Genomic DNA, 11984 nt, shown 5'->3' with positions numbered 1-11984 from the left:
CAGACCCGCTTCGCTTGTGTGTGCGACCTAGCGAACGCTACGCCTCCGCGCTCATTGGGCTGCGCCTTGATTTGATAAAAAATCCAGTGCCTTGGGACGGTGGAATGGGATATCTGTCTGATTGTGATATTGAGACATCTGAGAGCTGCAAGTGGTAGCGAACTGGGATGAACGCTGGCGCCAGCGTGAAGGTGACCTGGAACCTGATCCCTGGCTGGTGGCGGTTGCCGCGCTGTTTCCAGCCGTCGGTGACTGCCTCGATGTCGCTTGCGGTCGGGGGCGCAATGCCCTCTGGCTGGCCGGGCAGGGCTGGCGGGTGACCGGGATCGACAAGTCTCCGGTCGGACTCGAAATCGCGGCGCGGGAGGCTGCCCAGAAAGGGCTGAGCCTTACGTTGCGGCAGCAGGATCTGGAGCGTTCGCCGCGCCTGCCGGTTGACTGCTGCGACCTGCTGCTGCAGTTTTTCTACCTTCAGCGAGCTCTCTACCCGGCGCTGCTGGCGGCGGTTCGTCCCGGCGGGGTGGCGGTGGTGCGCACCTTCAGTCTGGCCGGGCCCTTTGCCGCCGGAGGACTGGCTCGCCAATTTGTTCTCAATCCGGGGGAGTTGCCGGAAGTCTTTGCCGGTTGGGAGATCCTTCGCCACGAAGAGGGGTTGGAGGCGTCCCGCAAGGGGGGCAGCCTGGCCGGAATTGTGGCGCGAAAACCGGCTTGAAGCCGGAAATCAGGACGGTTTCGGAAGAATTTCCATGCTGATTGGTCTGGTCTTTTTCCCGTAAGTTGGGTATTGTTCTGCAATGGTCGTTTGTACGTTTCACCGCCGCCGGTGAGTTTTTGTGATGCCGTTTATTTGTGATCAGCAACAAAGAACAGGAAGGATCGCTATGCCTGATTTAGCTACCCGCTACATGGGACTTTCCCTGAAGAACCCTCTTGTCGTCGGCAGCTGCAGCCTGACCGGATCTCTTGACGGTGTCAAGACGTGTGCCGCGGCCGGCGCCGGTGCCATTGTCCTCAAATCCCTTTTTGAAGAACAGATCAAGGCCGAGACCGGAGCCCTGAGCAGTTCCGCCGACGGGCCTTATGCCGGGGAGGCCGAAGAGTACCTGCAGGGCTACGGCATGGAACTCGGCCCGCGCGATTACCTGCAGCTGGTCAAGGATTCCAGGGCGGCGGTCGACGTGCCGATCATTGCCAGCCTGAACTGTATTTCCAGCGAACGCTGGTCCGAATATGCCGTCAAGCTGCAGAACGCCGGTGCCGACGCCATCGAACTCAATGTCGCCCTGATGCCGACTTCGGCCAAACAGGACGCGGCCGAGATCGAAAATCGCTATTTCCAGATCCTGCATGATGTCAAGTCGCGTCTGGCGATCCCGGTGGCGATGAAAATCGGCCCCTATTTCACTTCCTTTGCCAAGTTTGCGACCCAGTTGTGCCAGAATCGGGCCGAGGCGCCGCCTTTCACGGTCGGCTGGTGCGGGCCGGGGGAAAGCGGCGGCAAGATCGTCTGGCGCGGAGCCGATGCGCTGGTGCTGTTCAACCGGTTCTACCAGTTCGACATCGATGTCGACAAGCTCGAACTCAAGGCCGGCAATCCCTACAGTCATGCCGCCGAGATTCATACCGGCCTGCGCTGGATCTCCCTGCTGCATGGCCGGGTTGACGCCGATCTGGCGGCAACCACCGGGGTGCATGACGGTCGGGATGCGGCTCGGCAACTGCTGGCCGGAGCCCAGGTGGTACAACTCTGTTCAACCCTCTACCGGCATGGCGTCGAGCAGATCGGGGTGGTTCTGAAGGAATTGACCGACTGGATGGCGGGACACGGATTCGACAGCCTCGACCAGGTACGGGGGCGGCTCAGCCAGGCGCGCAGCGAATATCCGCAGAATTTCGAGCGGCTGCAGTATATCAAGTTGTTTGTCGGCATCGACTAGCTGCCGGTTGTCGTGGTCGTTGTTCTCCCTCCGACGAGATCCCTTTCTCAGCCCGGGGACGCCTGTTGCGGTCATCGCGGCAGGCGTTTTAATATGCCATCTTTTAAGTTGTACAGGCTTGCCGACGGACGTTGTCTGGCCGCCAGTGAATTCGGTGCCGCCGACGGTCTGCCGCTCTTTTATCAGCATGGATTTCCCGGCAGCCGCCTGGAAGCGGCGCTGCTGGATGAGGCCGCGGCGGAGCTCGGCCTGCGGTTGATCGCCCTGGATCGGCCCGGTTACGGCCGCTCTGATTTCTGCCCGGCCAGGACCCTGGCGGACTGGCCTGCCGACCTGGCGGCGGTGGCCGATCAACTGGGGATTGCCCGTTTCGGGCTGCTGGGTGTCTCCGGCGGCGGGCCCTATGCCATGGCCTGTCGTGAACTGCTGGGGGAGAGGGTGCTGGCGACCGGTATTGTCTGCGGGCTCGGGCCGCTGGCCGGGACCGAACTGCTGCCGGAGATGGAATGGCCGGCAAGGTTCAGCTTCTCCGCGATGGCCGGTTATCCGCGCCTCGCCGCCCCCTTCTTCCGGCTTCTGGTCACTCCCGTTCTGCAGCGGTGGCCGCGCCTTGCCCTGCGTCTGCTCACTGTCGCGGCGCCACGTACTGATCGTCAGGTGCTGCGGCAGCGGTGGGTTCGGGAGCGGTTGACCGCCGCCATCGGCGAGGCCTTTCGTGGCGGACCGGATGGTGTCGTCCATGATCTTCAACTCTATACCCGCGGCTGGCAGATTTCCTTTGGTTCCGACGGTGGTCCGCTTTGTTTCTGGCATGGCCTGTCCGACCGGACGGTGCCGATCAGCCACAGCCATTACCTGGCCCGCTGTTGTCCGCGGGCCGAAGTGAATCCTTTTGCCGAAGAAGGTCACTTCTCCCTGCCGGTGCGGCATGGGGACAGTATCCTGGCTGAATTGAAACAGCTCATGGAGGAAAGCGATGCGAATCATTGACCTGCGCAGTGATACGGTGACCCGGCCGAGTGAGGCGATGCGCCGGGTGATGGCGGCGGCCGAGGTCGGCGATGATGTTTACGGTGAGGATCCGACGGTCAACCGACTGCAGGAGGTCGGCGCCGAGCTGACCGGCCAGCAGGCGGCGCTGTTCGTTCCCAGCGGCACCCAGAGCAATTTGCTGGCCCTGCTTTCACATTGCCGCCGTGGCGATGAATACATCGTCGGCCAGCAGGCCCATTGCTACCGTTACGAAGGGGGCGGCGGGGCGGTCTTCGGCAGTATCCAGCCGCAGCCGATAGACCATTGTGCCGACGGCAGCCTCGACCTGGAGCAGGTCGCGCGGATGATCAAGCCGGATGACCACCATTTTGCCCGCACCCGGCTGCTCTGTCTCGAAAATACCCATCACGGCAAGGTTCTGTCCCTCGATTACCAGCGGCGGACGGCGGATTTCTGTCGGGATAGGGGTCTGAAGCTGCATCTTGACGGCGCCCGGCTGGCCAACGCCGCAGTCGCCGGCGGACATGCGCCGGCCGCGATCGGTCAATTGTATGACTCGGTTTCGCTCTGTCTTTCCAAGGGGCTCGGCGCCCCGGTCGGATCCCTGCTCTGCGGCAGTCGGGATTTCATCGCCGAAGCCCATCGCTGGCGCAAGGTCTGCGGCGGTGGCATGCGGCAGGCAGGCATTCTCGCCGCGGCCGGTCTGTTCGCCCTGGAACACCATGTCGAGCGCCTGGCCGAGGATCACGTCAATGCCCGCCGCCTGGCCGAGGGGCTGGGGGAGATCGCCGCCCTGCGGGTTGATCCGGCGACGGTGCAGAGCAACATGGTCTTCGTCGACTGTCCCGCCGAACGGCAACAACCGCTCATGGAACACCTCCGGGAGCAGGGCATCCTGGTCGGTGGCTATGGCCAACTCCGTTTCGTCACCCATCTCGATGTCCTGCCCGCTGATATCGAGCGGGTCATCACCGCCTGTCGCCGGTTTTTCAGCTCGTGAGCCGTCTTGTGGCCTTCTTGTTGTGCGGCCTGCTGGGGCTGCTGCCGGCGGTTGCCGTTGCCGGGCCGGGAGCGGAGGTGACTCCCCTCGGTGATCTGCCGCAACGCTGGGCCGCGGATAGCTGGTCGCTGCTGAGGGCTCCCGCCGACTGGCGGCAACCGCAGTGGCAGGCTGTCGGATTGATTGCGGCCGGCAGTCTGGGGCTTTATCTGCTCGACGACGAGATCGCCGAAAAAGTTCAGGCCAACCGCAGCGGTCTCAGCGATTCGGTCTCCGATTTTGCCAAGAACTTCGGTGAACCCTGGCTGCTGGTTGCCGGCGGCGGCGGGCTTTACCTGGCCGGTCGTCTGCGCGATGATGCCTACCTCGCCGAAACCGGGCTGCTGAGCCTGGAGAGTTATCTGCTGACCGGGGTCGCCGTCCTCGGCCTGAAGCATCTCGGCCGTCGCCATCGGCCCAACAGTGGTGAAGACAGCGATCACTGGGACGGGCCCGGGCTGTCCGACCGCGGCGGCAGCGGCGAGCCTGACGGATTTTCCTTCCCCTCGGGGCACGCGGCGGGCAGTTTCGCGGTGGCGAGCGTGCTGGTTGCCCGCTATCCTGAATCCCGCTGGCTGCCCTGGACGGCTTATGGCCTGGCCGGACTGACCGCTTTTTCGCGTCTCAACGACAACGAACACTGGGCCTCGGATGTCACTGTCGGCGCCGTTCTCGGCCTGGCGGTCGGCAAAGGGGTCTGCCTGCTGGCGGAAAAGCACCGGATCGCTCTGCGTCTGGTCCCTCTGCTGGAACCTGATGCTGCCGGGCTGGCCCTGGTCGGACGTTTCTGACCAGGATCGATGGCGGGATTTGACATCCGTTCGCCGGATGGTGACAATGCCGGACATGTCTCGTTTCTGCAAAATACTCCTTATCCTGCTGCTGCTCTGTCCGGTCCTGTCCCGGGCTGAACCGGAGGAGCCGCCTGAACCCGAGGCGCCGATCATCATCGGCGGCGATCAGAACTATCCTCCCTACGAATTTCTCGACGCCGACGGCAAACCGGCCGGTTTCAATGTCGAGCTTTCCCGTGCCATTGCCGAGGTGATGGGGATGGAGATTGAAATTCGTCTCGGTCCCTGGGGAGAAATGCGGGAAGGGCTGGCTTCCGGCAGCATTGATGTCCTGCAGGGGATGGCCTACACCCGGGAGCGGACCCGCGAGGTCGACTTTTCCACGCCGCACGCCAAGGTGCATCAGTCGATCTGGATTCGCAAGGGGTCCACGATCCGCCGCCTCAAGGATCTGGCCGACAAGGATGTGATCGTCATGCGCGGGGCGGTGATGCACGATTTCATGCTCCGGCATGCCGAACTCAAGGCCCGGCTGCATCCGGTGGCAACCCTTGAGGATGCCCTGCGGCAACTCTCTGCCGGCGGTTATGATGCCGCCCTGGTGGCCAAGCTGCCCGGTGAGTACCTGATCCAGAAAGCCGGTCTCGACAACATTATGCCGATCGCCAGGCCGCTGGTCGCCCAGGACTACGGCTACGCGGTGAAAAAGGGTAATCTCGACCTGCTGGCCCGCTTCAACGAAGGCCTGGTGCTGCTGAAGAAATCGGGTCGTTATCGCACCATCTACGAAAAATGGCTCGGCGTGCTGCCGCGGCCGGGGCTCTCCTTCGAACGTGCCATCCGTCTCGGGGCGATGATAGTCGGTCCGCTGCTGCTGGTGTTGATCATGACCGTTTTCTGGTCGAGGATGCTGAAGCGCCAGGTGGCACTGCGTACCGAAGACCTGGAACGCGAGGTTGCCGAAAAACGCCAGGCCCTGCATGAACTGGAGGTCCGGCAGCAGCAGTTGATCCAGGCTGACAAGCTTTCTTCGCTCGGGGTGCTGGTTTCGGGCGTGGCCCATGAGATCAATAATCCCAACGGCCTGATTCTGCTCAACCTGCCGCTGCTGAAAAAGGCCTGGGATGACACCGGACCGCTACTTGATGAGCATTACCGGCAACAGGGTGATTTCAAGCTTGGCTGGCTGAATTATTCACGCATGCGGGAAGAGATTCCGCAGATGCTGGAAGAAATGCAGCAGGGAGCCGGCCGGATCAGGCGGATCGTTGAGGACCTGAAGGATTTCGCCCGTCGTGATGATGCCGAACTGGATGACGCGGTCGACCTCAACGAGGTGGCGGCGGCGGCACTGCGGCTGGTCGATAATTCACTAAAAAAGGCGACCGACCACTTTCGGGCCGAGTTGGCGAACGATCTGCCGCCGTTCGTCGGCAATGCCCAGCGGATCGAGCAGGTGGTGGTCAACCTGCTGATCAACGCCTGTCAGGCGCTGACCGACAAGGGACAGGCGATCCGACTCCGCACCGCCCTGCAGGACGACGGCCGCCTGCTGCTGGAGATTGTCGATCAGGGCCGAGGCATCGATCCTGAGCATCTGCCGAAACTGACCGATCCTTTCTTCACCACCCGCCGCGACCATGGCGGCACCGGGCTCGGTCTGTCGGTTTCGGCCGGTATCGTCGAGGAGCATGGCGGACAGCTGGAGTTCGCCTCGACACCGGGGCAGGGCACTCGGGTCCGGTTGCTGTTGCCGGCCAAGGAGAATATCGATGAGCCAGTCGAAAAACCCTGATTTCAGTATCCTGATGGTGGATGACGAACTGCCCTGGCTGAGAAGTCTCGGCATGACCCTGGAGGGGCCGGGAGGATTCACCAACCTGATCTCCTGTTCCGACAGCCGCGAGGTTCCGGAATTGTTCGAACAGCATGATATCGGCCTGGTGCTGCTCGACCTGACCATGCCGCACATCTCCGGGGAAGAGCTGCTGCGGCGCATCAACGAGGAGTATCCGGATGTCCAGGTGATCATTCTTTCCGGAATGAACCAGTTGGAAACAGCGGTCGGCTGCATGCGCCTGGGAGCTTTCGACTATTTTGTCAAGACGGTCGAGGAGGATCGCCTGCTTGACGGCATCCGTCGCGCGGTGCGTATGGTTGAGCTGCAGCGTGAAAACCAGGCCATCCGTCGGCGACTGTTTAAAAAACAGCTGGAACATCCCGAGGTTTTCGCCCCCCTGGTGACACGGGACGCGGCGATGCTGGCCATCTTCGGCTACCTGGAGTCGGTGTCCGCCTCCCGACAGCCGCTGCTGATTCTCGGTGAGAGCGGGGTCGGCAAGGAACTGGTCGCGCGTGCCGCCCACCAGCTGGGCGGCGGTGACGGCCCCCTGGTGAGTGTCAATGTCGCCGGGCTGGATGATAATGTCTTTGCCGACACCCTCTTCGGCCATCGGCGCGGTGCTTTCACCGGCGCCGACCGCGAACGTCCCGGTATGATCGAACGGGCATCCGGAGGTACGCTCTTCCTGGATGAAATCGGTGACCTTTCGGCCGCCAGCCAGGTCAAGCTGCTGCGGCTGCTGCAGGAAGGTGAGTATTATCCCCTCGGCAGCGACAGTCCCTGTCAGCTGCAGGCGCGGGTGATCTGCGCCACCCATCACGATCTGGCGGAAATGGTTCGCGAGCGAAGTTTTCGCAAGGACCTCTACTATCGGCTGCATGCCCATCAGGTCAACATCCCGCCGCTGCGGGAGAGGAAAGAGGATCTGCCGCTGCTGCTGCAGCATTTCCTCGAATCCGCCGCCGCCGAACTGGAGAAACCTGTTCCGACGGCGCCGCCGGAGCTGATCTCACTGCTCAATACCTACAGCTTTCCCGGCAACATCCGCGAACTGCAGGCGATGGTGCATGATGCCGTCAGCCAGCATCCCGGCGGTGTTCTCTCCTGTGACGTTTTCCAGCGGCGGATCGGGGACGCCCGGCAGACCGGCGGCCTGGTTCCGGCCCGCAATCCGTTTACCGTCCTCGACGATCTGCCGACCCTGGCCGAAGCGGGCGACCTGCTGGTCGACGCTGCCCTGGAACGGGCCGGCAACAATCAGACGCTGGCTGCCCGCCTGCTTGGAATCTCCCAACCGGCCCTCAGCAAGCGGCTCAAACAACGACGCGAACACGCCTGAAAAGGGGCATAACCAGGGTTATGTCGATAACTCTGGTTATGCCGTTGTCCGGTCCCCGTCCCCCGCCGTTTATCCCTGTCCCGCAGCGGTTCCCATAACCGAAGTTATATCCCTTTCAGCATTTTCCCGTATACGTGAAATCTGTAAAATACCTTTTTATTTCAGCCTGTTGTTGCATTTTTTGTCGTCTGGCACGGGGCTTGCCTTGTCCTCCCGGTGATTGAAGCGGTCTGTTAGGTGCCGGAATTGCTCCGGCGCATCACCCTAAATCTTCTGAGGAGGAGAGAATGAAAAAATTGTTGTACATTGCCCTGGCGCTGACGGTTGCCGTCACCATGCTTCCGGTGAGCGGTTTTGCCGCCCGGACCACTTTTGTCACCATCGGCACCGGTGGTGTCACCGGCGTTTACTACCCGACCGGCGGCGCCATCGCCAAGATGGTCAACAAGAAACGCAAGCAGTATCACCTGCGTGCCACCGTCGAGTCGACCGGTGGTTCGGTCTTCAACATCAACGCCATCAGGAGCGGCGACCTCGAATTCGGCATTGTCCAGTCCGATCGCCAGTACCAGGCCTACAACGGCAAGGCTGACTGGGAAGGCAAGCCGTTCAAGAAGCTGCGGGCGGTCTTTTCCATCCATCCCGAATCGGTGACCATCGTCGCCGCTGCCGACAAGAACATCCGGACCGTGGCCGACCTGAAGGGCAAGGTGGTCAATATCGGTAATCCCGGTTCCGGCCAGCGCGGTAATGCCATCGATCTGCTCAATGCCGCCGGCATCGATTACAAGAAGGACATCAAGGCCGAGGGACTCAAGGCCGCTGAATCGGCCGGCATGCTGCAGGACGGCCGGATCGACGCTTTCTTCTACACCGTCGGTCATCCCAATGGTTCGGTCAAGGAAGCCGTTGCCGGCGCCCGCAAGGTCAACTTCGTTGAAGTTCCGGCCGACGTGGTCAAGAAGCTGACCGACGAATTCCCCTACTATGCCCCGTCCTTCATTCCTGTGGACCAGTATCACGGTGTAGCCAACGACAAGAACGTCAACACCTTCGGCGTCAAGGCGACCCTCTGCACCAGCGCCGACGTGCCTGATGAGGTGGTCTATGCCATCACCAAGGAAGTGTTCGAAAACTTCAAGGAGTTCAAGAAGCTGCATCCTGCCTACGCGGTTCTGACCAAGGAAAGCATGCTGCAGGGACTCTCCGCCCCGATCCATCCGGGCGCCCTGAAGTACTACAAGGAAGTCGGTCTGATCAAGTAAGGATCAAGGGCCGGGAGGTGCGAAAACGCACCTCCCGGCATTCATTCGGAAGACAATCTGAATCACTGATTCAGGTCCATGCGTGAGCGTTCAGTCTGCTGATTTCTGACGCCTGGATTCCAACGTCCGGATAGTGAATTCCCAAGGAGATTTATTCCCATGAGCGATGTGAAGACGCAGGAACAGATCGATGAGGGGCTTGAAAAAGCCCGCAGAATGGTTGAAGAAGAGGAAATGGGGTTGCGGACCGCGGTCGGCTGGCAGCGTTTCATTGTGCCGCTGGTCGCTCTTTCCTGGTCCCTGTTCCAGTTGTCGCTGGCCAGTTGGCTGCTGCTCGATTCGACCTACGTGCGGTCGATCCACCTGGCGTTCGCCCTGTTCCTGATCTTCGTATCCTTCCCGACCCTCAAGCGCAAGGTCAGTATTCCCGGACTGCGCTGGCTGTCGGCAACGGATCGCATCCCGATGGTCGATCTCTTCATCGCCCTGGCGGCGGCCGGCATGGCGCTCTATATCGCCATCGATTATGAAGGCATCGCCAGCCGGGTCGGTATGCCCAATACCCGCGATATGATCATCGGTGGCCTGCTGGTTCTGATTCTCTGGGAAGCGACCCGGCGGGTGGTCGGTCCGGCACTGGCGATTATCGGCATCATTTTCACCGCCTATGCCTTTTTCGGTCCCTACATGCCCGACTTCCTGTCCTTCAAAGGGGTCAGTCTGCACCGCTACCTCGGCCAGATCTCGTTGACTACCGAAGGAATCTACGGGGTGCCGATCTTTGTTTCGGCCAAGATTGTTTTTCTTTACGTGCTGTTCGGCGCCCTGCTTGAAAAGGCCGGAGCCGGCAAGTTTTTCATCGATCTGGCGATGAGCCTGCTCGGTCGTTACAAGGGCGGCCCGGCCAAGGCGGCGGTCCTCTCCTCGGGGTTGACCGGCCTGATCTCCGGTTCGTCGATCGCCAACGTGGTGACCACCGGAACTTTCACCATCCCGATGATGAAGAAAGTCGGTTACCCGGCGAAAAAGGCGGCCGCCATCGAGGTCGCGGTTTCAACCAACGGTCAGCTGATGCCGCCGGTCATGGGGGCCGCGGCCTTCATCATCGCCGAGTACGTCAACCTGCCTTACCTGGAAGTCTGCAAGGCGGCGGCGATTCCCGCCTTCGCCTCCTACGTGGCCCTTTTCTTCCTTACCCACATCGAGGCCAGCAAGCTCGGCATGCGCGGTCTGCACAAGTCGGAGCTGCCGGTCTTCTTCCAGGTGCTGAGCGGCGGTCTGCACTATCTGCTGCCGATCCTCTACCTGCTCTACGAGCTGATTATTCCCCGCCATTCGCCCGATATGGCCGCCTTCCGCGCCACCATGGTGCTGCTGGTGATCATGTTCTTCCAGCACGCGCTGCGGGCGCGTCGTGAAGGGACGTCCATCGGCGCCGGGTTCATGAAGGGCGTGGATGATATTTTCGACGGTATGGTCGCCGGTGCCCGCAACATGGTCAGCGTGGCGGTTGCCACCGCCGCTGCCGGTATCGTTGTCGGGGTGGTGACCATGGGCCTGGGTGGTCTGGTGACTGATATCATCGACACCCTGAGTATGGGCAATCTCTACCTGATGCTCGCTATCGTCGCCTTCGCCAGCCTGATCCTCGGCATGGGGCTGCCGACCACCGCCAACTACATCGTCATGGCCAGCCTGACGGCGCCGGCGCTGGTCACCCTGGCTGGAGACAGCGGTTTTGCCGTGCCGCTGATCGCCGCGCACCTGTTCTGTTTCTACTTCGGCATCCTCGCCGACGATACCCCGCCGGTCGGACTGGCCGCCTATGCTGCAGCCGCCATTGCCCGCAGTGAGCCGATTCCAACCGGGGTGCAGGGCTTTCTCTACGATATCCGTACCGCGGCGCTGCCTTTCATGTTCATCTTCAATACCGATATTCTGCTGGTCGGTATCAACAGCTTCCCGCTGGCGATCTTCATTTTCGTCATGACCTGTGTCGGTACCTGCGCCTTCGCTGCCGCGACCCAGGGATGGTTCATCGCCAAGAACCGTATTCACGAGATGTTGCTGCTGTTCCTGGTCTGCGCCATCATGTTCCGGCCTGATTTCTTCGGCAACCTGCTGGGGCTGGAAAACCACTATCTCTGCTATCTGCTCGGCGTCGCCCTGCTGGGAGTGATCTACGCCATGCAGAAACCGCGGGCCCGTAAACACGAAGCGTCGCTGATGACGGCCGCCGCCGAAGGAGCACGATGATGATTCCACAATACCGCAAGATTGTTTTTGCCACCGATCTGTCGGCCGGAGCGGCGGTGGTGCTGCGCCACGCGATCTGTGTCGCCCGCGCCCACCAGGCCGAGATTGAAATTCTGCATGTGCTGCCCGAGTTCGACCAGTCGGTGGTCAACTACGTCTCGGTGGTGATGGGAAGCGACCGGCTGGCCGACCACGAACTGGCCCACAAGGACGCGGTGGCCGCTTCCCTGAGTGAAAAGATGCGAGCTTTCGCCCGGGAAGAACTGGCAGACCATCCGGAGGATCTGGCCCGCATCGAGCGGATCGAAGTGCTGCATGGACCGCCGGCGTCCACCATCCTCAGCGAGGTTCGCAAGTGTGGCGCCGATCTGCTGCTGATCGGTACCCACGGCAAGGGGCGGCTTGAGTACGCCTTTCTCGGCAGCGTCGCGCAGAAAATCATGCGTCGGGCCGAGATTCCGGTCCTGTTGGTTCCATTGACCCATTGACAGTAAGGGGTGGAGGCTCGTAGAGTGTTC

The 11984-nt window shown here is 61.6% G+C and carries 10 protein-coding genes; all 10 read left to right on the top strand.

What is annotated here, in order from left to right; all coding sequences use genetic code 11:
* Positions 1-151: 151 nt before the first annotated feature.
* The 10 genes from B5V00_RS13380 to B5V00_RS13335 all read left to right on the top strand — a co-directional run bounded on the left by B5V00_RS13380 (position 152) and on the right by B5V00_RS13335 (position 11954).
* Positions 152-712 (top strand): methyltransferase domain-containing protein, encoded by a 561-nt coding sequence (locus tag B5V00_RS13380; protein ID WP_172399756.1) that lies wholly within the window; start codon positions 152-154, stop codon positions 710-712.
* Between the two features lie 169 nt (positions 713-881).
* Positions 882-1937 (top strand): dihydroorotate dehydrogenase-like protein, encoded by a 1056-nt coding sequence (locus tag B5V00_RS13375; protein ID WP_139800781.1) that lies wholly within the window; start codon positions 882-884, stop codon positions 1935-1937.
* Positions 1938-2030: 93 nt separating this feature from the next.
* Positions 2031-2927, top strand: coding sequence for an alpha/beta fold hydrolase (locus B5V00_RS13370; protein WP_085011313.1), 897 nt, complete (start codon positions 2031-2033; stop codon positions 2925-2927).
* Positions 2914-3930: a low-specificity L-threonine aldolase gene (gene ltaE / locus B5V00_RS13365; RefSeq protein ID WP_085011312.1), complete on the top strand. Its 1017-nt coding sequence runs from the start codon at positions 2914-2916 to the stop codon at positions 3928-3930. The genes B5V00_RS13370 and ltaE overlap by 14 nt, the downstream gene beginning before the upstream one ends.
* A complete protein-coding gene (locus B5V00_RS13360; RefSeq protein ID WP_172399755.1) occupies positions 3927-4760 on the top strand; it encodes a phosphatase PAP2 family protein in 834 nt (277 codons plus the stop codon). Before ltaE ends, B5V00_RS13360 begins: the two co-directional genes overlap by 4 nt.
* Positions 4761-4806: 46 nt before the next feature.
* Positions 4807-6558 (top strand): transporter substrate-binding domain-containing protein, encoded by a 1752-nt coding sequence (locus B5V00_RS13355; protein WP_245803979.1) that lies wholly within the window; start codon positions 4807-4809, stop codon positions 6556-6558.
* Entirely contained in the window at positions 6536-7945 is a 1410-nt protein-coding gene (locus B5V00_RS13350; protein WP_085011310.1) for a sigma-54-dependent transcriptional regulator, read from the top strand. Before B5V00_RS13355 ends, B5V00_RS13350 begins: the two co-directional genes overlap by 23 nt.
* A gap of 287 nt (positions 7946-8232) precedes the next feature.
* Positions 8233-9210, top strand: a complete 978-nt coding sequence (locus tag B5V00_RS13345) for a TAXI family TRAP transporter solute-binding subunit (protein WP_085011309.1) — start codon at positions 8233-8235, stop codon at positions 9208-9210.
* 159 nt (positions 9211-9369) lie between these two features.
* Entirely contained in the window at positions 9370-11466 is a 2097-nt protein-coding gene (locus B5V00_RS13340; protein ID WP_085011308.1) for a TRAP transporter permease, read from the top strand.
* A complete protein-coding gene (locus B5V00_RS13335) occupies positions 11463-11954 on the top strand; it encodes a universal stress protein (protein WP_245803978.1) in 492 nt (163 codons plus the stop codon). The genes B5V00_RS13340 and B5V00_RS13335 overlap by 4 nt, the downstream gene beginning before the upstream one ends.
* The last annotated feature ends 30 nt before the right edge of the window (positions 11955-11984 follow it).

This window comes from Geothermobacter hydrogeniphilus (assembly GCF_002093115.1).
GTDB lineage: Bacteria > Desulfobacterota > Desulfuromonadia > Desulfuromonadales > Geothermobacteraceae > Geothermobacter_A > Geothermobacter_A hydrogeniphilus.
This window is presented reverse-complemented; position numbering and strand designations above follow the sequence as displayed.